Raw genomic sequence first — 24,741 nt, 5'->3', positions numbered from 1 at the left:
TGGGACAACATTTTCAGGAGCATGGCATGAACCGTATTCTACTGGTGGACGACGACACCGAACTGACCGACCTGCTGAGCGAATTCCTGGTGGGAGAGGGCTTCGAAGTGAGCGTCGCCAACGACGGCGGCAGTGGCTTGCGGCTGGCCCGGGACGAGAGTTTCGATGCATTGGTACTAGATGTGATGCTGCCGGTGCACAACGGTTTCGAGCTGCTGCGCATGCTGCGCGATGAAACCCGTGGGACCAGCCGCTCACTGCCAGTGCTGATGCTGACCGCCAAAGGGGATACCGTAGACCGTATTGTCGGCCTGGAAATGGGAGCCGACGACTACCTGCCCAAACCCTGCAATCCGCGCGAACTGGCCGCACGCCTGCGCGCCGTATTGCGCCGCGGACGCCCGGAGACACCCGCTGGCCACGAGGGCGACCAGCTGACCAGCGGCGACCTGCGCCTGCTGCCGGCTGAGCACCAGGGTTTCTGGGCCGGACAGCCCCTGCACCTGACCGGCGCCGAGTTTGCGGTACTCAAGGTTCTGACAGAGCAGGCGGGCAATGTGGTGAGCAAGGAAGTGCTGACCGAAACGGCCCTGGGACGCAAACTCATGCCCTACGACCGGTCTATCGATGTGCACGTCAGCAATATCCGCAAGAAACTGTCGGAACAGGGCGCCAGCCGGGATCTGATCATCAATATCCGCGGCGCCGGTTACAAACTCACCCGGAGTGCCGCCAGCTGATGCGGAGTCTGTTCTGGAAAACTTTTTTTGGTGCCTGGATCACCGCGGCGGTCATGGTGTTGACCACCATCTATGTCACCCACTTTCGCGGCTTTGGCGACCCCAGCCGGGAGGATCGCTGGGAGGGCGCGGCCCTGTTCCGCGAAGTGTCGCGAAACCTGCGCATGACCCGCCGCCACGGCACCGATTACTTCCGCCTGTGGCTGGACAACCAGCCCCGGGAAGTACAAAACCGTATCTACGCCATCAATCGCGCCGGTGACGAAATTTTGGGCCGGTCGCTGCCAAAGAATATGGCACCATTGTTCCAACGCCTCAATTACCGCAATCGGGAAGCCCAGGCGATGATCGACAACAAGCCCACGGTTGGGTTTTTTTACCCCCAGCGGGATGGTGGCAGCCTGCGGGTGGCCTTTACCGTTGGCAGCAGCAAAGAGGAATTGTTGTTCAGGTTCATATTGCGCAGTTTCTGGCAGATTATCGCCTTGTCCATGTTGGCTTCCGGTCTCGCCAGCTATTGGCTGGCGCGCTATTTGAGCCGACCGCTGGACCAGCTGCGCGCGGCCACCCGCCGGGTGGCCGCGGGAGAACTCGACTACCGTGTCGCCCCAAGCCTGCACAGCCGCAGTGCGGAGCTGACCGACCTGGCGCAGGATTTCGACTCCATGACTGCTCAGCTACAGGAATCCACCGCGGAGCAAAGACGCCTGATCAAGGATGTATCCCACGAACTGCGCTCCCCCCTGGCCAGGTTGCAGGTCGCCCTGGGTATAGCGCGACAGAAAGACTCAGGGCTGCTGAACCAGGAGCTGGATAAAATAGGCAAGGCCGCGGACTATCTGCAGGACATCATCGCCGATGTACTTTCGCTGCCCGTGGCCGGCAGCGACCAGCGGCCGATGGATGACGTCGTAGAACTGCGCAGCCTGATCCAGGCACTGGTGGAGGACCTGCAGGCGGAGGCGGGCAGCCGGCAGCTACACTTCCAGCTCCACCTGGCCGCGGAGGAAATACTCATCGCCACCCGCGGCAGCTCGCTCACAGCTGCTCTGGAAAACATTTTGCGCAACGCGATCAAGTACAGCCCCGAGGGCGGTCTGGTGTCCATTGTGCTCGACACCCTCGGCGAAAAGTGCCGGATACGGGTGATCGATTCCGGCGCCGGGGTCCCGGAAAAGGAACTGCAGGCGATTTTCAGGCCCTTCTACCGCACGGACGATGCGCGCACCCGGGAGAGTGGTGGTTTTGGACTGGGGCTGGCCATCACCCACCGGACTGTGCTGCAGCATGGCGGCAGTATTTCTGCCCGCAACGCGCCCAGCGGCGGCCTCTGTATTACCGTCGAACTGCCCCGTATCCGCGCGGACCTGGAGTAACCACCGGCGCCGCCAGGTGCAACTACCCCGGGGCCATTAAGTAAGTTATGGGATAAACAACAGATTGCCGGCAAAGTCTTAGCGGCAATCTGTTAAAGGCGACATCCGAACCGGCCTTAGCCCACTGTCAGCACACTATTCAACCGGGGAATTGGCCCGAGGGCCCGCGAGGGATTAAACTGCCACAGAGCACGGCTGCAGTACATGCCTGACCACAACCATCAAATGAATAACAAAAGGGCTTGGCTATGCGTTGGATACTCTACACACTCGGCTTTCTCATCCTACTGGTGTTCGCCGGTTTTCTGTTTCCGCGGCAAGTTACAGTGGAACGCAGCGTCTACATCGCCAAGCCGCCGCCTGTGGTATTCCCCTATGTGAACAACTTCCATAACTTCAACCGCTGGTCGCCCTGGTATCACCTGGACCCGGAGACCCAATACAGCTACGGGGGGGCAGCCGAAGGCGTCGGGGCATCCATGAGCTGGAGCAGCGATTCCGACGATGTTGGCAGTGGCAGCCAAACCATCACCGCCAGCGAGCCTTTTTCACTGGTGCGCACCAGCCTGGATTTCGACGGCCAGGGCACGGCAGTGGCGGAATTCCGCCTGCAGCCGCAGGGTAGCGGCACCAACATCACCTGGTCTTTCAGCAGCGACATGGGCGAAGGTCCGGTGGCCCGCTGGATGGGTGTAGTGGTGAAAAACATGGTGGGGGAATCCTACGGCCAGGGCTTGCAAAAACTGAAAGCGATCGCGGAATCGTCACCGGACCCGTCCAGCCCTCCGGCCGCCACCGCCGGCGGCGAATCGGACTCTGATACCAGCCCGGGCGCCAGTACCCAGTCCCCCGCGCAAAACAGCGCTCCTGTCGAGTCCGGTTCCGAACCTGCGGATTCCACGATGCTGGAAGAAGAGGCGGAAGAGCCCGTTGAGGAAAACAGGCACTGAGAGGTCGCGCGGGCTGCTGGCGCGGCCTTTTTCAACGGCCTGCTGTCCCGAACAGGGATGTTCGGGCCGCAAATCAAGCATGTAACTGCTTGATTTGTCGTGGAGGGTTTGCGGACATGCGCCGCAAACCCTGGTTGTGGAAAGCCAGGAAGGGCTTTTTCAACAACCTGCTAGTGCTTTGGCCGGCCCCCGCGCAGGCCGGCGGCCGGCGGCTTGCGCAGCTTGCGCCTCTGGCGCTGCAGATTGCTCTTTTCGTCCTGGGTCAGCGGGCGCTGACTTAATTTGGGCAAACCCGCAGTAACGCAGAGGTCGTCGATATCCCGGGGCTCCATTTCGATCCACTGGCCGACCCGTACCTGTGAGGGGATAAACACATTGCCGAAGCGCACTCTTTTCAGGCGGCTGACCCGCGCGCCCTGGCTCTCCCACAGGCGCCGTACTTCGCGGTTGCGCCCCTCCATCACAACACAGTAGAACCAGCGGTTGTTGCCCTCACCACCACTGTCCACAATATCCGTAAAGCGCGCCACGCCGTCGTCCAGCAGTACACCGGTCAGCAAACGCTGTTTCATTTCCTCATCCACCTGGCCCTGCACACGCACCAGATATTCCCGGTCGATCACGGACGAGGGGTGCATCAACTTGTTGGCCAGCTCACCGCTATTGGTGAACAGCAGCAGTCCGCTGGTATTGAAATCGAGGCGCCCTACGGATACCCACCTGCCACTGCGCAGGCGTGGCAGCCTGTCGTACACAGTGGGGCGGCCCTCCGGATCGTGACGGGAACAGATCTCGCCCACCGGCTTGTTGTACAGGATGACTCTACAGCGGTCTTCCCGCTCGACCGGCAGCTTGCGGCCATCGAGTTCAACCAGATCGCTTCCGGTAACCCGCTCGCCCAATTGCGCCACTGTGCCGTTTACACTGACCCTGCCAGCTTCAATGGCCCGCTCCATTTCACGGCGGGAGCCCAGGCCCGCGCGCGCCAGTACTTTTTGCAGTTTCTCGCCGGCAGGCGCCGCGTCTTCAGTCATCAAGTCAGCTATTCCGTTTCTTCGGTTTCACGCAGTTCCTGTTCCGCCGGTGGCAGCGCTTCTGCTTGGTCAACATGATCGCCCCCACTATCGAACAGGCTGCTGGCCGGCAGTACAGACAAACTCGGCTCCACCACCATGCCGCTCTCCGCCGGCGCAACCGCCAGTGGTTCAAACTCGGGGGCAATTGCCGGGAAAATGGTGCCGCCGCCGGTATCGCTGCCATTGGGGACCGGCTCGTCCTGCGGTGAGTGTCGCTCCGCTTCAGGCTCCGCGGCCGCCTCTACCTCAGCTACACCCGCGTCGTCGGCAAGGGACTGTCCATCGTCGACCGGCGGTGGATTCTCATCGGCGGACTCGGGGGTATCCTCGCCCTGCGCCAACGCTACGGGGGCCAGGGCCCCGCTGTCGTCGGCGGAACCCGGCGCACCGCTCAAATCCAGGGCCTGGTTGAGGCTGTCGATATCGCGAATCTCCGCCAATGTCGGCAGGTCGTCCAGAGTGCGCAGGTTAAAGTGGTCGAGAAATTCCCTGGTGGTCGCGTAGAGCGCTGGCTTGCCCGGCACATCCCGATGTCCCACCACCTTGATCCAACCCCGCTCCGCCAGGGTTTTCACAATGTGGGAACTCACCGCCACACCGCGAATCTCTTCGATATCGCCGCGGGTGATTGGCTGCCGGTAGGCGATGATAGCCAGTGTCTCCAGTACCGCCCGGGAGTATTTTTGCGGCTTCTCTTCCCACAACCGGTTCACCCAGGGCGCCAGATCCTGGGGCACCTGAAAGCGCCAGCCGCTGGCCACCTGGCGCAGCTCGAAACCCCGCTCGGCACAACTGTCGGCAATTTCCCGCAAAGTCGCCTGCAACTGGGCCTTTTCCGGCCGCTCGCCCTCTTCGATCAACGACAGCAACTTGTCCTCGCTAAGTGACTGGCCCGAAGCCAGCAGAGCACCCTCGACGACGCGGCGCAACAATTCTGGGGCAATTGTCATGTCTTTACTCTAAACACTATATTTACCACTATTAACCCGGCAACTCGTTGAATTGCCCGGTCAGGGCTTTCGCTCAGCGCAATTCGCGGCAAAACTATCGACTTCGCATCGGCGCTCAGGAAATCTCCGCCCCTACCGCCACCGCTGGGTCCAGTCCGTCCTCAAGTGCGGCATCCTGGAATTGAGGCTCAGCTTCCTCCGGCTCCTGGCCGGCGGCGCGCACATGTATGGGCCCGAACGCCTGATTCTGTACCAGTTCCACCAGCGACTCTTTCACCAGCTCCATCACCGCGAGAAACGTCACCACCACACCGAGGCGCCCTTCCCCCACAGTGAACAGGCTGACAAAAGGCACGAACTGGCGGTGGCGGATACGATCCAACACCTGGGTCATGCGCTCGCGGGTGGACAGCTTTTCCCGCTGCACCTGGTGGCTTTCGAACATATCTGCGCGGCGCAAAACATCGGCCAGGGCCACCAGCACCTCGCGCATGGAAACCTCCGGGTCCGGGCGGGTGGCATTGCGATCAGGGCCTTTGATCACCAGCTGGTGGGTATCGCGCCCCATGCGCGGAATCTCATCCAGGTCCTCCGCGGCGGCTTTAAAGCGTTCGTATTCCTGCAGGCGGCGGATCAGGGCTGCACGGGGGTCTTCGCCCTCTTCCTCCTCGGCCTCCGGCGGTCGCGGCAACAGCATGCGGGATTTGATTTCCGCCAGCATGGCGGCCATCACCAGATACTCGGCCGCCAACTCAAAGCGAATGGCCGTCATCATCTCCACATACGCCATGTACTGACGGGTAATGTCGGCGACGTTGATCTCAAGAATATCCAGGTTCTGGCGGCGGATCAGATACAGCAGCAGATCCAGTGGCCCCTCAAAGGCCTCCAGAATCACCTCCAGTGCATCCGGGGGAATATAGAGATCCGCAGGCAGCTCGGTAAAAGCCTGGCCCCGCACCAATGCAAACGGCATTTCGCCCTGGCGGGGTGATTCCGTATCGGCAGTGACCGCCGGCTCCGGGACAGCATCGGCCTCCAGCGAGTCCCCGGCACCCGCTGGCACCCCGTTCGGCTCACCCACCTCGGCTATCAATTGTTCGTTGGACACACGGCCCCGCCTTCACAAAACACAAACGATCAATTATACATGGTACCGGCGCTGTCAGCTGGCAATTTCACCTATTTCGCCACAACCGTGGCGGATCAGCTGGGGCTCCTCGCCGGTGAGGTCCACCACGGTGGTCGCTTCCAGACCACAGAAGCCGCCGTCGATCACCAGCTCCACCTGGTGTTCCAGACTGGTGCGGATATCGAAAGGGTCGGTCAGCGGTTGGACATCCCCCGGCATAATCAGGCTGCAACTCATCAGAGGCTCGCCCAACCCCTCCAACAGCGCCTGGGCGATGGCATTGTCCGGCACACGCAGGCCGATGGTTTTGCGCTTTGGGTGCATCAGGCGGCGCGGGACCTCTGCGGTGGCGGGCATAATGAAGGTGAAAGGTCCCGGAGTGTGGTTTTTCAGCAGGCGAAACATCTGATTGTCCACCTTGGCATAAGTGGCCAACTCGGAAAGATCGCGACACATCAGGGTAAAATTGTGCTGCTTGTCCAGCTGGCGCAGCGCGCGGATACGCTCCAGCGCCAGCTTGTCCCCGAGCCGGCAACCCACCGCGTAGGCGGAATCGGTGGGGAACACGATTACCCCTCCGGAGGCGATGATATCCACCGCCTGGGCAATCAGCCTCCCCTGCGGGTTGTCCGGATGAATCTGAAAAAACTGCGCCACATTTACCCCCTTGCGTCAACACTTCCCGCCGGGCCGGCAGGCACCTCAGGTGTCGACTGGCCGGCCCCGTTCCAATGGGTTAGTGTGCCACAGATTCCACACCGGCTCGACGTCCTCCGGCAGGCGAACGCACCCCAACTCGCGCCAGCTCTGGCCCGGCTGATGGAAATCACTGCCGACTGAACACAGCAGTGGTTCCGCGTGGGTTTCCCTCGCCACCGAGGCCAGCAGCTGGCGCAGATCCCGGGTCTGGGTGGGGTTCTGACGACCGCACATCAGTTCTACCGCCGCGCCGCCAGCGCGATGGAAATCTATCAGTAGTTGGCGCAACTGTGTCCGCGTGAAGCCGTACTTGAGGGGGTGGGCCAATACTGCGGTTCCACCGGCGGCCTCGATACTGGCGATCGTCTCTGCCAGCTGCGGCCACTCCACGGCCACATCGCCCGCCTTGCCCGCACCCAGGTAGCGCCGGAATGCCCGCGCCACATCCTGCACATGGCCGGCCTCTACCAACCAGCGGGCAAAATGCGGCCGCCCCAATACGCCACTCTGCCCGGCGAAGCTGCGCGCGCCCGCCAAAGCACCCGCAAATCCGCGCTGTGCCAGTCGCGCCGCGATTCGTTCAGCACGCTTGCGGCGCAACAGGTCCCGCTCTCCAACCGCCGCCTCCAGTACCGCGGATTCAGCGTCGATATTCAGCCCCACCACATGTACCTGCCGCCTGCCCCAGCGGGTGGAAAACTCGATCCCCGGCACTATGGTCACGCCCTCACGTTGGCCCGCCCGACGCGCGGCAGCGACTCCGGACACAGTGTCGTGATCGGTCAGGGCCAATATGGTCACGCCCTGGCAACGGGCTCTCGACACCAGCTCCTCAGGACTTAAAATACCGTCTGAGGCAGTGCTGTGACAGTGCAGATCAGGCAGATCTGAAGCGGTGACTTCCATTGGGATATTTGTCTCCAGCTGCACTCAAAATGGCGGAAAATCACCGCCGGAACGATTAATACCCATCGCTGTCATACCGGCGAACGGCTTAAATTCAGGAACAGGCGCCACTACACCAGTGGGCCGGCGAGGTCCGGGAAAGCCGCTGGTAGAGGTAGCGACTGTGGAGTCGGGCGGACAATTCCCGGTTTTTCGCCAGGAGCACACTGATTTTCTTCGCGGCCATATATTACCGGAATAGAGCATGACCGAAACCGATCAGACCATATCCACCACCGAGCGGCCGAAAAAAGAAAGCCTGCTGGCAAATCTGCTGCTGAACATCGTGATCCCCACGGTCATCCTGACCAAACTGTCCGGTGACCAGTGGCTGGGTACCAAGTTGGCAATAGTGGTCGCACTGGCTTTTCCCCTCATCTACGGCGGGCGCGACCTGCTGCAATCGGGCCGGGTCAACTTTTTTTCCGCACTGGGTATCATCAGTATTACCCTGACCGGTGGTATGAGTCTGCTGGAACTGGATGCGAAGTACATCGCCATTAAGGAAGCCGCCATCCCCGGTTTGCTCGGCGCCGCCACTGTAGTCTCGCTCTATACGCGCTGGCCGCTGGTGAAAACCCTGCTGTACAACGACCGCATTCTAAACACCGCAAAAATAGCCCAGGCACTGGCCCAAAAGGGCAATGAAGGCCTCTTCGAACGGACTCTCGCTCTCGCTTCGTGGATGGTGGCCAGCTCTTTTTTCCTGTCCTCCACACTGAACTATATCCTGGCCAAGGTGCTGTTGCAGAGCCCCCCCGGAACCGAGGCATTCAACGAGGAGCTGGGTAAAATGACCGCGCTGAGTTTTCCCGTAATCGCTCTACCGGCGACACTAATTCTCATGCTGACCCTATTCTTCCTGTTTCGCCGCATCGGCAAGCTGACCGGCCTCAAGCTGGAGGAAGTGGTGGTGGCACAGTAGATGCGCGCAAGCCGGGTACAATTTCGATTATAAGGGCACAGTTTCCATGTGGTACGCCATTATCAGCGAAGACGTGAACGACAGCCTGGCGCTGCGCCAGGGCGCGCGCGCGGAGCATATTGCGCGCCTGCAACGCCTCAAGGATGAAGGCCGCCTGTTGCTGGCCGGCCCCCATCCCGCCATAGACAGTGAAGATCCCGGTGCTGCCGGCTTCAGCGGCAGTCTGGTGGTGGCGGAGTTCCCGTCGCTGGAGGAAGCCCAGGACTGGGCTGACCGGGACCCCTATGTTGCTGCCAATGTCTACGCCAACGTAACCGTTAAACCTTTTAAACCGGTTCTGCCCTGAATAAATATCTCAATTAACCGATAATAAGTTGTATCAGAAAGATGAAACGATTGACTGGCCTCACCGCGGCGATTCTGGTCGCACTCAGCACAGCCACCTCCGCCCAGAGCGGCTCAACCCGCTTTATTACAGACCAGCTGCATGTACCCATGCGCTCCGGTAAGGGCGGCGAATTCCGTATCCTTCACCGCGGCCTGCCAAGCGGCACCAGGTTGACCCTTCTGGAGGACGACCCGGAGGACGGCTGGTCCCGGGTTCGCACTCCCGCTGGACAGGAGGGCTGGGTGCGCCGCCAGTATCTTGTGTCGGAGCCGGTGGCCGAAATCAAACTGCAACAGGTGGAAGCCAGCCTGAGGCGCTTCGAACAAATGGAGGGCAATCTGGGTGGTGAAGTGCGCCGCCTGGAGACCGAGAACCGGGAGTTGAGCACTGCCCTCAGCGCGGAACAGACAAAGTCAGCCCAGCTGGCCGGAGAACTCAAAGACCTGAAGACACTGTCCGCAGATGCGGTGTCACTGAATCAGCGCCACCAGAAGCTGCTGCAACAGTACGAACTGGTGCAGCAGAAGCAGTCCATGGCAGAGGCGGAAATTCAGCGACTGTCCGACAGCGACTCCCACAAGCGCTTTATGTATGGCGCCGCGGCGGTGCTGCTGGGTGCTGTTCTGGCAATGATAGCCCCGCATTTGCGCCCCCGCCGGCGCCGCTCGGAGTGGGCCAACTGATCCAAACACAATTCTCGGGCCGCTGCGCGGCCTGACACGGTATGAGGGATAACCGATGATCGCGCGAATAGTGATTTTTTTGTTGGGAACAATTACCGGATTGTCGGCGGTGGCCGACAATCCGCAGGTGGAATTGAAAACCGATCTGGGCACCATACAGATTGAACTCTATCCAGCTCAGGCACCGGCCACCGTAGAGAACTTCCTGGGCTATGTAGACAAGGGCTTCTACGACGGCGTTATTTTTCACCGGGTGATTCCGGATTTCATGGCCCAAACCGGCGGCCTGACATTTGATTTCCAGCAAAAGGAAACCCGCGACCCGGTCACCAATGAATCCGACAATGGCCTTAAGAATTTTCGCGGCACCCTGGCCATGGCGCGCCACAACAATCCCGACAGCGCCACCTCACAGTTTTTCATCAACCTCAAACACAATGCCCACCTGGATGCGCAGGGAAGTAACACCGGCTACACAGTATTCGGCCGGGTTGTGGAGGGCATGGCGGTAGTGGACAAAATCGTCGCGCAGCCCCGCGGACTCTACCGCGCCTTTCCCAATGCACCCAATATACCGGTACGCATTCTCTCTGCACGACGCAAGGCCGCGGCGGCCACTGTCGCAACCGATGATCCGCAAGGGGGCTAAACAGTGATCGCGCTCAGCGTCAATCTCAACAAAATCGCCCTGATTCGCAATTCCCGCCCGGGCAACTTCCCGGATCTGGTGGCCCACGGCCGCCAGTGTCTCGACGCCGGCGCCCAGGGACTGACCGTGCACCCGCGCCCGGACCAGCGCCATGTCCGGCCCCAGGATGCGCGCGACCTGGCCGCGCTCTGCGCAGGATTTAGCGGAGTCGAGTTCAATGTGGAAGGCAACCCCTTCGCAGAACCCATGGGGGACTATCCGGGGCTGCTGGCGCTGGTAATGGAAGCGCGTCCACACCAGTGCACCCTGGTGCCCGACAGCAACGATCAGCTGACGTCCGATCACGGTTTTGATCTCACCCGGGACGGCGACCGCCTGGAGCCAGTGATAAGTGCACTGAAAGCGGCCAATATCCGCGTCAGCCTGTTTATGGATCCGGATCTGGAGCAGATATCCCTGGCGCGGGAACTGGGTGCCGACCGTATCGAATTGTACACCGGGCCCTACGCCTGGGCCGCAGCGCAGCAGAGCCCGGATCTCGAGCGGATTTTTGCCGCCCACTGCGCCGCCGCGGAACACGCCCTGCAACTGGGCCTGGGAGTGAATGCCGGCCACGATCTGAATCTGCTCAACCTGCCCCGCTATCGCAGCCTCCCCGGCCTGCAGGAAGTTTCCATCGGCCACGCCCTCACCGTGGACGCTCTGAATATGGGGCTGGAAAACGCAGTCTACGCCTACCTGCGCTGTCTCTCGGGCGACTGATGCCGAGCCTCAACATCATCGGCGCCGGCAGGCTGGGCAGAACGCTGGGCTGTGTGTGGCACAGAAACGGCTTCTTCAGAGTTGGCTCGGTGTGCAACCGCAACCCGGCCAGCGCCGCCGCGGCCTGCGAGTTTATCGGCGCCGGCGCGCCGGCGGAGTCCATCGGCGCTATGCCGGACGCCGACTGCTGGCTGATCGCCACCCCCGACGGCGAACTGGCCGCGGCGGCCGCCCGGTTGGGCGAGCGGGTGCGCCGGAGTTCCGCGCCTAGCGTTGTTTTCCATTGCAGCGGCGCCCTCAGCTCAACCCTCCTGGCTCCCTGTGATCCCGAGCAGGTTGCCAGTGCCCATCCGGTACACAGCTTCGCCGACCCGGCACACTCGGTGGAAACACTGGCCGGTACCAGCGTCGCCATCGAGGGCGGCGCGACCGCCCTGGCACTGTTGCGCCGCGCCTTTGCGGCAATCGGTTGCGAGACCCTGGACCTGGCGGTGGAAAACAAATCCCTCTACCACGCCGGCTCGGTGTTCGCCTGCAACTACCTGTCGGTGCTGATGGATATCAGCCTGTTGTCCTTCGCCGCCGCCGGCATCCCGCGCGCAGAGGCCCTGAAACTGCTCAAACCGATTGTGGAGCAGACGGCACAAAACAATATGCGGCTGGGGCCGGAAGCCTCCCTGACTGGACCAGTCGTCCGCGGCGATGTGGAAACTGTCAGTACGCAGCTCCGGGCCCTGGAAAAGGTGGACACCACCCTGGCGGAACACTATCGCCGGCTGGGCCTGGCCTGTGTGGGACTGGCCCGACGCTCGGGGCTGCCAGAGGGTGACGCAGAGCGCATGGTAAAAGTTTTCAGCGAAGCACAGCTGTGAAAGATTCCCCAGAGTATCTGCAAAAACGCGCCTTCTTCGATAGCCTGCTGACCATTTACGGCCGTAAACCTGTGCTGGAAGCGCTGGAAGATCCCACCCTGCCGGTGCATAAACTGCACCTGGCAGAGAGCAACCGCAGCGATCAGATAGTGGCGCGGATAGAGCAACTGGCCCAGCAGCGGCAGATAGAGGTCGCCTACCACGACCGCAAACAACTGGCACGCATCTCCAAAAACGGCCGCCAGGACCAGGGGGTGGCACTGGATCTCGCCCTGCCCAGCTATGGCTCTGTGGATACATTTATCGACACCCAGCTGAAGACTTGCACCCAACCCTGCGAATTGCTGGCACTGGATGGTATTACCAATCCGCAAAACCTCGGCATGATTATTCGCTCCGCCTGCGCCGGCGGCATGGACGGCATCATCCTGCCCCGCAAAGGTGGCGCACAGATAGACCCATTGGTTATCAAGGCAAGTGCCGGCACCCTGTTCAGGACTCGCCTGTTGCGTTGTGACGAACTGGCTCCAGCCCTGCAACAGTTCCGCCGCGCAGGTGCGCGTATCTGTGGACTCTCGTCCCATGCCGGGGACACACTGGCAGCTTTCCGCACCGATGCGGTGACAATTTTCGTGGTCGGCAATGAGACCCGCGGGGTCAGTGCATCGGTGGAACAATGTTGTTCCGACTGGGTACGGATTCCCATGCACAACAATGTGGAAAGTCTCAACGTTGCGGTCACCGCCGCACTGATCAGTTTTCGCCAGCGCGGCTGACTGTTTTCATCCCTCCCACCAGGTGGACCACAACCGCTTCTTCAGGGGTGGTTTTTGCCACACCAAAGGTGCCCCAAAAGGCCCGCATAAAAAGCTGTCCACTGTTTCAATTACCTTTAGACGTCAGTTTTATCCCGTCCGACAAAAAATTGATTGTCAAGACAGGATACCGCCGCCACCAGTCCACAGAAACTGTGGATAGCTTTGTGGGCAAATTACCCGAATTCCTGCCCAGAGCCCGTGATACCTTTGTAACCGTTTTGTGAAGAAAATTTAATCAAACCAATAAACCGATTAAAATCAATGAGTTAACAGGCACAATAAAAGGCTGATTGCAAGAACAAGAGCTAACTGCAGCCTCAGGTGCGACAAGTCAATCGCTGTGGAAAGGATTTGACTGGTGAGTGGGGAGGAACCGGCGGCGACTGCAGGTCAGAGTATCCCGCAACCACCGTTTAGCCCCGCTCAAATATCAACATGGGCTTTAACCCATCGCCGTAAAAAGAAGAATGAAAGGCTGATTTTCAACTCTAGCGTCACCACTATCGCCAGAGCCGCTAGCTCATTAATTTTGCAGATGAAGTGTCAATTTTTTCAGCGGTGGTGCCTTGAGCACCATCATCGGCCCGCACAGAGACAAGCGGATCGACCCTTCTAACACCATATTCCCGTAGATAAAACTGGTTGCTCAATGGGTTACAGGGCTACAAGGCTCATACAGGCACCGACCATGAGCGCTGCGCCGGCCGCCCATAGTGAACCGCTAAAGTCATGACTCGCCTGGTAGAGGTTATTGGCCACCAGAGGACCGAGAATCTGGCCAATGCTGTAAATAACGGTCACGGTAGCCAGCAGGTTGCCACGAACCTGACTCGCAATCCGTTGAGCTGCTGGCATTACAATGGTGACCGTGCCCAGGAAGGTACCGCCGACCAGTAGAGCGCTGGTCAGATAACCGGCGCCGTTGGGGAGAAAAACAGGCAGTACCACACCGAAAGCCTGGACAACAAGGTTCAACGCCAGCGACTTTTTCGTGCCGAGCTGCAGACGTGCCCAATGCCAAAGGAAGCACGAAGGAGCTGCACCCAGCCCAAAGACTGCCCAAACATGGGCCGGGTCCACATCCGGAAGCGCAGTCTTCACCAGCAGTGGCAGGTAGGTCGCAGTGATGATGTAGCCAAAGCCAGCCAGGCCATAAATCATCACCAGAGGCAATTGCCTGACGCTGTCATCCCCGCCCGGTGTGACCGTCACCTGAGCGAAATCCTCTTCGCCGCCCGCTTTCAATACCGGTGCCGCCAGCAGCCCCAGCACGAAACTGCTGATACCGAGCATCAGCCAGAGCCCCTGGCTGTCAGACCCCAGCTGCGCCGCAAGGACAACAAACTCAGCAGACAGGGCAATTCCAAATCCCACTCCGGCGTACAGCAGGGGAGCACCGTGCAGGTGCTTGCGATGCTCAAGCAACCACAGCGAAGCGGCGACCATGGCAACCGCACTGAAAACACCGGCGATACCTCGCACCGCGACAATCGCCCAGGTCGCCTTGAGAAGGGCCAGAACTGCCAGGCATAGGGCGGTGCCGGCTGTCGCCCATAGACAGACACGGTGGGCACTTGCCGGCTTGGCCTTGATAGCCAGTAGCGCCCCAATGAGATACCCCCCATAGTTCGCGGAAGCGGTGAGACTGCCACCGCTCAAACTGAGCACGCCGTCCTGAACCATATGTGGATAGAGCGCCGTATAGGCGAAACGACCAAACCCTATGCCAACGGCCATGACAAGCGCCGCGCCGATGGCGGGGCCCACACCAGCAGTGGGAAACTTCATGACTGTTCCCCCATGAACAACTGGACAAACTTCTGAAACGCCGGAATCCCGTAGCCGCTGCGCCATATGAGATGGATATTTATGGAGCCCAGATCCAACGACGCCAGGTCAGCCGGAACATTGCTCAGTTCCAGCACACTGCGCGGCAACAGAGTGACACAGGAACCAGCCGCAACAGCAGCAACCATCGCGTGGTAGGAACCCAACTCCTGAATCCTCCACTCACCTCCGGCCACTATTCCAAGCCGGTCCTCTGCGATGGTTCTGTAGGTGCAGCCCAATCTGAATGCTGCCAGGGATCGAGTAACCACCTGCTCGGGAGTCGTTGCCGCCACGTCAGTAGCTGGCAGTAGCAACAGGAGTTCTTCCTGCCAGACCGGGAAGCCCTGCAAGTCCATCTCGGCCAGGCCCGGCTCCCCCTTGATCGCTGGGGGCAGCGCAACGAATGCACAGTCCAGCTTCCCGTTGCGCACCTGCTCTACAAGCTGTGCTGACGGGCCTGTACTGACCTCCAGTCTGGTTGCCTGATTGGCCCGGTTGAAGGACGCCAGCGGCGCCGCGATCCGGCTTGCCGCCGTGGACTCCATGCTACCGATGCGCAGTGTTCCTCCACTGCTACCTCCACCGACGACATGTCGGGCCTCATCCGCCAGCGCGAGCAAGCGTTGCGCATACTCCAGGAAGCGCTGCCCCGCGGTGGATAGCCTGATGCGCTTACCGGAGCGAATGAAGAGATCCGCTCCCAGCTCCGCCTCCAGGTGCTGTATACGCGTGGTTACATTGGAGGGCACTCGCCCAAGCCTGGATGCTGCCCGCGTAACACTCAGTTCGACGGCAACCACATCGAATATCTTCAGGGTTTCCAGATCCACATCATTCACTTTTTGATAATAAGTGTTGCAGTATATACTCAAAATATGAATGATTGATATCCATTATTCTTCACTAGGGCCTGTTGACACTAACGGAGTTGGCCTTAGATGCCTCGATCCCCCGGTGGAGTTTTTTGACGATGAGCAATTCAACCCCACTCCCAGCTCGACTGCTTATTCATCCCATTATTCAGGCACTGATGGCCGGTGTCGCAACGCCCGCACTGGCCGCTGCGGTGTCGAATGCAGGAGGTTTGGGCTCGCTGGGCATTGGCGCGAGCAGCCTGCCCGAGGCCAGGCAGATGATCGAACAGACGCGCGCACTGACGGCACGCCCCTTCAACGTCAACGTCCTCTGCCACCAACCCGCCCTGCGGGATGCAAAGCGGGAAACAGCCTGGCTCGAGCACCTGAAGCCGCTGTTCCTCGAGTGCGGCGTCGACTTGCCGGCTTCGCTGGACGAAATCTACCGCAGCTTCATCGACAATGATGAAGCATTCGAGATGCTGCTAGAGACCCGACCCGCCGTGGTCAGTTTTCACTTTGGACTACCGGCCGCGGAGTGGATAGATGCCCTGCGGGATGCCGGCATCTATACACTGGCGACGGCTACCAGTCTCGAGGAAGCGGGGCAGATTCAGGAGCGGGGCATTGACGCGATCGTTGCCCAGGGCATTGAGGCCGGTGGGCACCGCGGTATCTTCGACCCCGATTCTGTCGACGAACAACTGAGTACATCCGTGCTCGTTCGGTTGCTGGCCAGGAATTTCGACCTGCCGATCATTGCTGCCGGGGGTATCATGGATGGTCAGGGGATCAGCGCAGCCTTGAAACTGGGCGCGGCAGCTGCCCAGCTGGGAACCGCCTTCATACTGTGCCCCGAGTCCGCCGCCAATCAGGGCTATCGAACAGACCTCAAGAGTGAGCGCGCTGCTGTAACCCGCTTGACCTCAACGCTTTCGGGACGACCGGCAAGGGGCATCCGCAACCGCTTCATCGACCATGCTGAGCTGGCGACAGCAATAAAACCGATCGCCTATCCGGTGGCCTATGATGCGGCGAAACAGCTGAACGCAGCGGCTGCCAAATTGGGAAATCATGAGTTTGCAGCGCACTGGGCGGGCCAGGGGGCTCCGATGGCACGTGAACTGCCAGCGGCACAGCTAGTTGCAACCCTGGTAAGGGAGATGTCGGTTTAAGGAATTTCTGATTAATTCGGGAGTGTCTTGGTTCGAGGAATTTGCTGTACTCAGGTTTTTCCAACAATGACTCCCACTTACCACCCATAGGTGAGGCGACGTAAATTTAATAGAATTGTAACTTTACGCCGCCTTCCCCACTGCTACCGATAGTCCTTGAAAGAGGTTTTCACTCCCACTCAATAGTGACGTTGTTTGAAAGCGTTGCTACACTAGCAGGCTGTTGAAATTCGCAGAATTTCGACGCCTGGTACCGGAATATGGATGTTCCGGAAAAATCGACGAAGCCTAAGTCGTTGATTCTGGGAGAAAAGTGAAAATCACATTTTTCGCATTTCGTGTTTTGAAACAGGCAGGATGCCTTTTTCAATAACCTGCTAGGCATTGCGAGCAGCAAAACAGAGTTTACAAGTTTTCTGCCTTATCTGCTCAACCATCACCTCTTAAAATCCCTAATAGATTCAATAGGTTAACATCAGAGCAACTTGCAAACATTACAAGTGCTATTGCCCTACTCCAAACGTGCCTTTTTCTGCTGTCTCAATGTTCGCTTGTGCTTTGTTGAGCAAGTTTTGCATTGCAACGCAATTTACTTAAATTCTACGGTGTCAAAAGACTTAGCTACAACTGAGGTCCCATAACTGGATAGATGGTTAGTGTCTGAGAAATACGATCCGTTCAAATCGCCAAAATAACAAAACTCTTCGTCGCATAAATTTTCGTAAGCCTTTATGTATCTCTTCCCAAGTCGAGCCTCAAGAGCTTTATTAATTATGCCAATTTCGGATATGAAGTGCTCAAATTTAATTTTAGAGCCCTGTTCGTATTCTATCTCAGACATCTGCTTGAATTTAAGCATGCGGCTGTAGTCGGAGGCATGTTGAAATTGCGGTATTGGTATAGGGGAAACCACAAAAACTTTAATCCCCATCCTCTCGTATGAATCAACCTGTTTAAGCAAGTCGTCTAACATATCTCTTCTTGTAGACGATCCGTCGCTCGAATAATAACTCTCCGAATACCAAGTTAAACCTATAACAATGTATTGGAGCTTAGGAAGATCTTTGATCGCTTCAAAATTAAAATAAGCTTGTCTTAAACAGCTGTCGCTTATATTGACATTGGTTGTAGGAAGGCAACTGTTTAACGGCACCAGCAATGCGTTCTGATCCGCCGTCTTTTGGCTAATTAAAGGAGCATACATTTGCGCGTGAGAGTTTCCAACTAGAACCACAGAGGTCTCTTCTGGTTTATATGCGCCTGACAAAATACAAGCTCTGCCCCCACCAAATCTTCGATAGCTACTTACGGGGCATCTATAATTTGTTTGAATTTGAGAAGACAAATTTGAAACTAGTTTAGAGTTATTAAATTCTAGAAACTTCGTATTCATGCCAATAATAGACATGCCGAATATTACGAACACTGTGGACAGCAAATATTGCTTGACTTTTTTGTCAGAAATATTGTACCTAAAAGGAACCTCTACAAATCTATAGCTTAGATAAGAAATAAGAAAAGTAAAGATTAATCCTGCGGTCGCTAATTGAATGGAAAATCCACGCACAAACACATAATTTAATAACGCCACTACTGGCCAGTGCAGCAAATAAATCGAAAACGAGATTTTCCCAAAAAATTGAGATACCCTATTGGATAAAATTGAGAAGGCCAAACCGCTAGTGGGAGTCAGCACAAGTATCATCGCTGTAAAAATAGTCACCAGAAATCCATCTGGCAAGGGACTGGGAGGCCGAACAAAAAAAGATAACGCTAGTAAAATCAGGATCACGTTTAGTAATTCATTTCTTGCTAGATACATTTTCTCCCTAACAATGCATGCTGCAAAACACCCCAGCCCGAATTGCCACACCCGAGCTGGCAACAAAAAGAAGGCCGGATTCCCTCCCCCTATCTTTATTAGAAAAATATTCAAGACAAAGCTCAAAGCTGACATCACTAAAATAGCTAGCGTAAGCGACTTCCGGCCAAATAGTTTGTGGACTAGAAAAAGTGTTAAAGGAAAGATCAAATAGAATTGCTCTTCTACTCCTAAAGACCAGAAATGCAGAAGAGGCTTCAGCGCATCTAAATCACCGAAATATCCTCCTGCTCGCCAAAAATAAATATTTGGAGTAAAAGTAAGGGCAGCAAGCTGAGACTTGAAATAAGCGACCAAGTCATAAGGAGCTAAAATATAGATGGCAGCAACTGAGGTAACGATGAGAGTCGACATAGCTGCTGGCAATATCCGCTTTACTCGTTTCCAATAAAATTTTCTAAAACTGAAGCTAGAATTTCTGAGCCCATCAATTATAAAGCTTCCGATTAAAAAGCCAGAAATCACAAAGAAAACATCAACGCCTAAATAACCTCTAAACCCTAAATCTAATGTGAAGGGATAGAAGTGAAATATCACCACTGACAATACAGCGAATGCCCTTAATCCATCGATTTCTGCTCTATATTTCACGTTGATAATTCTATTCCAATAGTCATTTGATACCCTATTCCAAACGTGCCTTTCTCTACTGCCTCAATGTTCGCTTGTGCTTTATTGAGCGACTTGTGTGTGTTGGTGTGGATACTCTGCTTTCTGCATGTTCGCTGTTCAAACGTCTTTACGTAGCCTTCCCTCAACATCGCTTCTCTGAAATGTTCGTCACCCATGTAGTCAATCCGCTCTCTGCCAATAATTGCTAAGCCACCTTTCTTTCATGCTTGTCATTTTCAGCAGCCCTATCAAAGATTGCGCCTTCTTCTTCGCCTTCTTTTGAAGTCGCTTTACTACTGTGTCGTACACCTTCCAATATTTCTTAGCGGCTTTAGCAGAGTGTGGTTCAAGTTCCGCTACGTCGTATTCTCTCCCTCTGCTTCATCCATCCTCAATCAAGCCTTTTGCTTCAGCAGTGTTTACTCACTTAACTTGTAGTCCTATCTCTAATGCTTCTAAGCCTTGCTGCTTCAAATCAATGACCTGCTCCCCACTTTCTAGTCCACTGTGATCCTAGTAATGTCCATCACTAACGAGGAAGATGAACATGAAAAAACGATTCATCGAAGAGCAGATCATCCCGATCGTGAAGGAAGCCGAGGCCGGCATCCCGGTCAAGAAGCTTTGTCGCAAGTACAGCATCTCAGATGCCGCTTTTTACACTTGGCGGAAGAAGTACGATGGCCTGGAGGTGGCTGAAGCCCGACATCTCTAAACTCTTGAAGAAGAGAATACCCGCCTGAAGAAGCTGCTGGCGGAGTCCATGCTCAATCAGGAAGCGCTCAAGGCTGCTCTCAACCGAAAGTACTAACCGTCGAGCACAAGCGCGAGGCCGTGCGAACCCTGCAGCAGGAAAGGACTATCTCGGAGTGTATGGCCTGTTCACTCGTCGGATTATCCCGCGCATCAATGCGATACCAGTCCCCCGGAGGGCCGAAACTCCCGCGCTGGCCGATCGCATCAAGGAGATCGCTTTAGAACGGCGTCGCTTTGGCTACAGGAGCGTGCACCCGCTGTGTTGCAGCCGCTTGAAAGGCAACCAGTATTCCTGCTTGACTGCGTCTAACCGGCTAACTCGACGCAAAGCGTAAGATTGCGCTAAATTTTTTAGAGGCTCCTCAAGTATTTAATATGCCTTTCGAGGTGTTCGGCCATATATTTTGAACCTTCATCACTGTAGTGATGGTAGTCAGCATATATTGGTTGGCCCCCTATGAAATTTTTACAAGATGAGTCATCACACAAATACTCATGCGGATTAAAGAAATTAATGCCAACCCTTCTTGCCATTGTTGATAGTTTTTTGTTTATATTTAGCCACTTCTCATGCACCTCAATCGGGGTAGAAAAACAATCCTCAGGCATGAATGGTCTCGTGATGCAATTTAAGGAGTTCATCATTCGACCTCTTCTCGGCGTCTCTCCAATAAGAAGTATTTTTTGATGAGGAAATTTCTTCTTTAGTGATATGAGAGAATTTTCAATAAAAATCAGCCATTCAGTTTCAGTCTTAAATTTTATAGTTTTTCCTGTAGCCGCTTCTTTTATTCCTTTTCCATTTGAATAACGGAGAACCTCGCTAATTATTATTAGAGGAAAGTTACCTCTTACTAGCTCAAGTACTTTATCTCTTTGATCAAGATACTGAGTTGTTGCAAATCTTCCGTTATCGCAATAGGGGCCAAAAAACGAGTTGCAGTCTACATGATAGAAAGTAAATGATTCTCCCTCATTTAATAGGCCATTTACAAAATGCCTTGCATGACTTCTCCCAATCAGAACAAAATTTTTAGCTTTTTCTTTGCTGGGAAACGTGCAAACGGGCCCCCTACATTGGCTGCTACCTTGCTCTACACCTGAGAAAGCGTCGTAAGCATTTTTATCATTATCTTGAAAATTAGCTATCATCTCTAATCGCTGATCTCCAAGTCTCCAGCTCCACCCATTACCTACCATTATAGTAGAGCTAGTAATAATTATAAGAAATGCTATTGCAAATGCAGGTGTTGCGAGTGCAGCGGGAGACCAAGTTGGCAGTAGCCGCCCAGCTCCCCTGAAAGGTTGCTCTACATATTTAAACATTAAGTGGGCCAACAGTATACTTGTGCATGCCACTAAAATTTTTCCATAAAATTCTAGCTCATCCGCAATGATATATTGTGCGTACACAATAAGAGGCCAATGGATTAAGTAAAGAGAGTAGCTACGAAGACCTACCCACACAAAAATCTGACAGGATAAAACTCTGTTAAATAATGCATCTGACCGACTAAAAATTATCAGAATAGTACCTAGTGTAGGTGCAATAGCATTATAGGATGGGAAAACTGAATCCTTATTTAAAGTTAGGGCCGAATATCCGATTAGCAATAGTCCAACAGCTGACCAAGCCGGAGAGGAAAGCCGTATTGCCTTTTTGGATTTAAAGTAGATTGCTAATAATCCTCCACCACCCATCTCAAATAGCCTGAAATGAGTTAGATAATATAAGGCGACATCATTGATCGGAAAAAAAATATTTGCAAAAAAACTAGCCAATATGATCGCAATTAATATGAAAGATAGATTTGTTAAACCAAGCCTACCGAATATAAACACAACTAATGCAGGCCATACTAAATAAAACTGCTCCTCAACACTAAGCGACCATGTATGTAATAAAGGCCGAATCTGATCGGAACTCCAATAATCATCACCGTAGTAAAAATAAATATTGGAAATACCGCTAAGAGAATAAACAACTGATTCGGCTACATTGGTTAAGTCCGTTGGGGCAAGAATAAATGAACCAGCAAGTAACGTTAGCGCAACTGTTGTAAGGAGTGCCGGGGCTAATCGCCTTAGTCGCCTCTCATAAAATTTAGCAAATGAAATTGTTCCTCTGCTTTTAACTTCATCAAGTAATAAAGAGGTAATCAGAAATCCAGAGATGACGAAAAATACATCTACGCCGACAAAACCTCCCGGCAAGAAGGCGAAACCGCAATGGAAAAATAAAACGAGAAGTACTGCGATGGCTCTTAGGCCGTCAATATCGGCACGGTATGACGAATTACTCATAGGTAGACAGGTTGTAATTTTGTGGATAAAATCGGTGGTTTCATCTATTTGAACAGCAAACACAATCCCATAAGTGTGTTTCTATCCAAGATTTATATCAGCAGGGTTGTGGACGTGCTTCAGGGTAAAACTGATTTGTATCTGTCGATCAATACTGCCGTATTCTTTCATGAGCTCAATATAGTTTGGTATATTTTGTCTTCGTTTTTTGAACAGCCTTTATCAAATATCCAGCGACTTCCCTTGTCAGCCCTGAAGGTTTTAGTCTGTTTCTGAGGACAACTTAACCTGACTGTGAGTTATAGTCAAATCTGATGTGTGAGCAGATCATGTTTTCCTTTCGGTTGATCAGACTTTATATCTTAACAATCCTTGTGATAGATATCTCCTCAATCACATCGACTAGCTGCTTATAGCCTCTCAGACAATGCTAAGCTTCAAATTGCCAAACACGTTATGGATCAGCATCGCATCCTCCAATTTAAGGTTTAAAGAGCATTAACAAACGTGCCAGCGTTTAAGTAAATACTTCCTTTAATATCAATGTTTTTGAATCCACCAACACCAAGATCATATGAATAATCACTGTATGAACTTCCTAAGTACAAGTATCAGCTTAAATAGCACCATAAAACAAACCATAAAAAAGCCTGCTAGATGGTACCAAGAAGGGCCTGAAACTGCTAAAACAACATTAAAAACCCGTTGAATACAATGCGTTTTGTTTGATTACTCTTTGAAACTACTTGTCAGTGCCAAACATGGATTCACTCCCACTCAATGGTTGCCGGTGGTTTGCTGGACACATCGTAAACGACACGGGAGATATGCTCGATTTCGTTGATGATGCGGTTGGACACCGTTTCAATCAGCTCGTAGGGCAGATGCGCCCACCGCGCCGTCATAAAGTCCACCGTTTCCACCGCGCGCAGGGCCACCACATACTCGTAGCGTCTTCCATCGCCGACTACGCCGACCGACTTCACCGGTAAAAATACCGCAAAAGCCTGGCTAGTTTTGTGGTACCAGTCCGCCCGGTGCAGCTCCTCGATAAAAATCGCATCCGCCCGGCGCAGGATATCCGCATACTCCTTTTTCACCTCGCCGAGAATCCGCACACCCAGGCCCGGCCCTGGAAACGGGTGACGGTAGACCATGTCATAAGGCAACCCCAGTTCCAGGCCGATCTTGCGCACTTCATCCTTGAACAGTTCGCGCAGGGGCTCCACCAGTTCAAACTGCATATCCTCGGGCAGGCCGCCGACATTGTGGTGCGACTTGATCACGTGTGCCTTGCCGGTCTTGGCCGCAGCCGACTCGATCACATCCGGATAAATGGTGCCCTGGGCAAGGTAGTTTACCCCTTCGATTTCGGCCGCCTCCCGGTCGAAAATCTCGATAAAGGTGTTGCCGATAACCTTGCGTTTCGCCTCCGGCTCGTCCACACCCACCAGGCGCGCCAGGAACTGCTCCTCCGCATCGGCGCGGATCACTTTCACTCCCATATTCTCGGCGAACATCTCCATCACCTGGTCGCCCTCGTTCAGGCGCAGCAAACCGTTGTCGACGAATACACAGGTCAGCTGGTCGCCGATGGCCCTGTGCAGCAGTGCAGCCACCACTGAACTGTCCACACCGCCGGACAAGCCCAGCAATACCTTGCCGGAACCCACCTGCTCGCGCACCCTGGCGATGGAATCCTCGATGATATTGGCCGGGGTCCAGAGCTGTTCACAGCCACAGATTTCCATCACGAAATGTGCGTAAATACGCTGTCCTTGCAGCGTGTGGGTGACTTCCGGATGAAACTGCACGCCGAAGAAATTTTTCTCCGCGTGGTACATGCCCGCGATGGGGCAGGAATCCGTGGAGGCCATCAGTTCGAACCCCTCCGGCATCCGCACCACCTTGTCGCCGTGGCTCATCCACACATCGAGCAGCGCGCGGCCTTCACCGCCCAGGTGGTCCTTGATGTCGTGCAGCAGCCGGGAGTGTCCCTCCACCCCGATCTGCGCATAGCCGAATTCGCGCAGATCACTGCCCTGTACCTCACCGCCCAATTGATGGGCCATGGTCTGCATGCCGTAGCAGATCCCCAGCACCGGCACACCCAGTGTAAACACCACCTCCGGCGCCCGCGGTGAGCCCGGCTCGGGTACCGATTCGGGCCCGCCGGCGAGAATGATCCCCTGGGGCTTATAGGCCCTGATCTCTCCCTCGCTCATGTCGAAAGCGCGGATCTCCGAAAACACACCCAGTTCGCGCACCCGACGGGCGATCAGCTGAGTGTACTGGGAACCAAAGTCGAGAATCAGGATTCGGCTGGAGTGGATATCTTTAAACATGATTTACTCGGATTGGAC

Annotated in this window: 23 protein-coding genes; 12 read left to right on the top strand and 11 right to left on the bottom strand. The window is 55.3% G+C overall.

From position 1 onward, the window contains the following. Window positions 1–26 precede the first annotated feature (26 nt). The 3 genes from ABVT36_RS11735 (at window position 27) to ABVT36_RS11725 (ending at window position 3,066) form a co-directional block, all read left to right on the top strand. A complete protein-coding gene (locus ABVT36_RS11735; protein WP_368456751.1) occupies window positions 27–740 on the top strand; it encodes a response regulator in 714 nt (237 codons plus the stop codon). Continuing rightward, on the top strand, window positions 740–2,116 hold the full coding sequence (locus tag ABVT36_RS11730) for an ATP-binding protein (protein WP_367150212.1): 1,377 nt from the start codon (window positions 740–742) through the stop codon (window positions 2,114–2,116). Before ABVT36_RS11735 ends, ABVT36_RS11730 begins: the two co-directional genes overlap by 1 nt. A 248-nt stretch (window positions 2,117–2,364) precedes the next feature. Then, window positions 2,365–3,066 carry an SRPBCC family protein gene (locus ABVT36_RS11725; RefSeq protein WP_368456750.1) on the top strand — a complete coding sequence of 234 codons (702 nt, stop codon included), beginning with the start codon at window positions 2,365–2,367 and terminating at the stop codon, window positions 3,064–3,066. 170 nt (window positions 3,067–3,236) lie between these two features. On the opposite strand, the gene rluB is transcribed toward ABVT36_RS11725, so the two are convergent. The 6 genes from rluB to ABVT36_RS11695 form a co-directional block, all read right to left on the bottom strand. After that, entirely contained in the window at window positions 3,237–4,100 is an 864-nt protein-coding gene (rluB, locus tag ABVT36_RS11720) for a 23S rRNA pseudouridine(2605) synthase RluB (protein WP_368456749.1), read from the bottom strand. 8 nt (window positions 4,101–4,108) lie between these two features. After that, a complete protein-coding gene (gene scpB, locus ABVT36_RS11715) occupies window positions 4,109–5,092 on the bottom strand; it encodes an SMC-Scp complex subunit ScpB (protein ID WP_367150216.1) in 984 nt (327 codons plus the stop codon). Between the two features lie 115 nt (window positions 5,093–5,207). Further along, a complete protein-coding gene (locus ABVT36_RS11710) occupies window positions 5,208–6,134 on the bottom strand; it encodes a ScpA family protein (protein ID WP_367150232.1) in 927 nt (308 codons plus the stop codon). Window positions 6,135–6,257: 123 nt separating this feature from the next. Beyond that, entirely contained in the window at window positions 6,258–6,881 is a 624-nt protein-coding gene (locus ABVT36_RS11705) for an L-threonylcarbamoyladenylate synthase (protein ID WP_367150217.1), read from the bottom strand. Between the two features lie 45 nt (window positions 6,882–6,926). Then, window positions 6,927–7,829, bottom strand: a complete 903-nt coding sequence (locus tag ABVT36_RS11700; RefSeq protein WP_368456748.1) for a PHP domain-containing protein — start codon at window positions 7,827–7,829, stop codon at window positions 6,927–6,929. A 94-nt stretch (window positions 7,830–7,923) separates the two neighbouring features. After that, a complete protein-coding gene (locus tag ABVT36_RS11695) occupies window positions 7,924–8,055 on the bottom strand; it encodes a hypothetical protein (RefSeq protein ID WP_367150219.1) in 132 nt (43 codons plus the stop codon). An 18-nt stretch (window positions 8,056–8,073) separates the two neighbouring features. Here ABVT36_RS11695 and ABVT36_RS11690 point away from each other — a divergent pair, with 18 nt between their 5' ends. From ABVT36_RS11690 to ABVT36_RS11660, 7 genes are read left to right on the top strand one after another with little or no spacing between them, the layout of a single operon-like run. Next, window positions 8,074–8,793 carry a VC0807 family protein gene (locus tag ABVT36_RS11690; protein WP_368456747.1) on the top strand — a complete coding sequence of 240 codons (720 nt, stop codon included), beginning with the start codon at window positions 8,074–8,076 and terminating at the stop codon, window positions 8,791–8,793. Window positions 8,794–8,839: 46 nt separating this feature from the next. Next, window positions 8,840–9,139 (top strand): YciI family protein, encoded by a 300-nt coding sequence (locus tag ABVT36_RS11685; RefSeq protein WP_368456746.1) that lies wholly within the window; start codon window positions 8,840–8,842, stop codon window positions 9,137–9,139. A 41-nt stretch (window positions 9,140–9,180) separates the two neighbouring features. Beyond that, window positions 9,181–9,864: a TIGR04211 family SH3 domain-containing protein gene (locus ABVT36_RS11680; protein WP_368456745.1), complete on the top strand. Its 684-nt coding sequence runs from the start codon at window positions 9,181–9,183 to the stop codon at window positions 9,862–9,864. A gap of 55 nt (window positions 9,865–9,919) precedes the next feature. Next, window positions 9,920–10,513, top strand: a complete 594-nt coding sequence (locus ABVT36_RS11675) for a peptidylprolyl isomerase (RefSeq protein WP_368456744.1) — start codon at window positions 9,920–9,922, stop codon at window positions 10,511–10,513. Window positions 10,514–10,516: 3 nt separating this feature from the next. Then, entirely contained in the window at window positions 10,517–11,275 is a 759-nt protein-coding gene (locus tag ABVT36_RS11670; RefSeq protein WP_368456743.1) for a pyridoxine 5'-phosphate synthase, read from the top strand. After that, window positions 11,275–12,147 carry a Rossmann-like and DUF2520 domain-containing protein gene (locus tag ABVT36_RS11665; RefSeq protein WP_368456742.1) on the top strand — a complete coding sequence of 291 codons (873 nt, stop codon included), beginning with the start codon at window positions 11,275–11,277 and terminating at the stop codon, window positions 12,145–12,147. Before ABVT36_RS11670 ends, ABVT36_RS11665 begins: the two co-directional genes overlap by 1 nt. Next, entirely contained in the window at window positions 12,144–12,923 is a 780-nt protein-coding gene (locus ABVT36_RS11660) for a TrmH family RNA methyltransferase (protein ID WP_368456741.1), read from the top strand. Before ABVT36_RS11665 ends, ABVT36_RS11660 begins: the two co-directional genes overlap by 4 nt. A 696-nt stretch (window positions 12,924–13,619) precedes the next feature. Here ABVT36_RS11660 and ABVT36_RS11655 read toward each other — a convergent pair. Continuing rightward, window positions 13,620–14,753 (bottom strand): YbfB/YjiJ family MFS transporter, encoded by a 1,134-nt coding sequence (locus tag ABVT36_RS11655; RefSeq protein WP_368456740.1) that lies wholly within the window; start codon window positions 14,751–14,753, stop codon window positions 13,620–13,622. Next, window positions 14,750–15,625: a LysR family transcriptional regulator gene (locus ABVT36_RS11650; RefSeq protein ID WP_368456739.1), complete on the bottom strand. Its 876-nt coding sequence runs from the start codon at window positions 15,623–15,625 to the stop codon at window positions 14,750–14,752. Before ABVT36_RS11650 ends, ABVT36_RS11655 begins: the two co-directional genes overlap by 4 nt. A 140-nt stretch (window positions 15,626–15,765) precedes the next feature. Here ABVT36_RS11650 and ABVT36_RS11645 point away from each other — a divergent pair, with 140 nt between their 5' ends. After that, window positions 15,766–16,824 (top strand): NAD(P)H-dependent flavin oxidoreductase, encoded by a 1,059-nt coding sequence (locus tag ABVT36_RS11645; RefSeq protein WP_368456738.1) that lies wholly within the window; start codon window positions 15,766–15,768, stop codon window positions 16,822–16,824. A gap of 589 nt (window positions 16,825–17,413) precedes the next feature. Here ABVT36_RS11645 and ABVT36_RS11640 read toward each other — a convergent pair. Further along, on the bottom strand, window positions 17,414–19,297 hold the full coding sequence (locus ABVT36_RS11640) for an acyltransferase family protein (protein WP_368456737.1): 1,884 nt from the start codon (window positions 19,295–19,297) through the stop codon (window positions 17,414–17,416). A gap of 568 nt (window positions 19,298–19,865) precedes the next feature. Here ABVT36_RS11640 and ABVT36_RS11635 point away from each other — a divergent pair. Beyond that, a complete protein-coding gene (locus tag ABVT36_RS11635; RefSeq protein WP_368456736.1) occupies window positions 19,866–20,033 on the top strand; it encodes a transposase in 168 nt (55 codons plus the stop codon). Between the two features lie 392 nt (window positions 20,034–20,425). Here ABVT36_RS11635 and ABVT36_RS11630 read toward each other — a convergent pair whose 3' ends face one another. Together ABVT36_RS11630 and guaA are read right to left on the bottom strand one after the other, a co-directional pair. After that, on the bottom strand, window positions 20,426–22,441 hold the full coding sequence (locus ABVT36_RS11630) for an acyltransferase family protein (RefSeq protein WP_368456735.1): 2,016 nt from the start codon (window positions 22,439–22,441) through the stop codon (window positions 20,426–20,428). Between the two features lie 704 nt (window positions 22,442–23,145). Further along, entirely contained in the window at window positions 23,146–24,723 is a 1,578-nt protein-coding gene (gene guaA, locus ABVT36_RS11625) for a glutamine-hydrolyzing GMP synthase (RefSeq protein WP_368456734.1), read from the bottom strand. Window positions 24,724–24,741: the final 18 nt, after the last annotated feature.

This window comes from Microbulbifer sp. TYP-18 (genome assembly GCF_040932045.1).
Classification (GTDB): domain Bacteria; phylum Pseudomonadota; class Gammaproteobacteria; order Pseudomonadales; family Cellvibrionaceae; genus Microbulbifer.
This window is presented reverse-complemented; position numbering and strand designations above follow the sequence as displayed.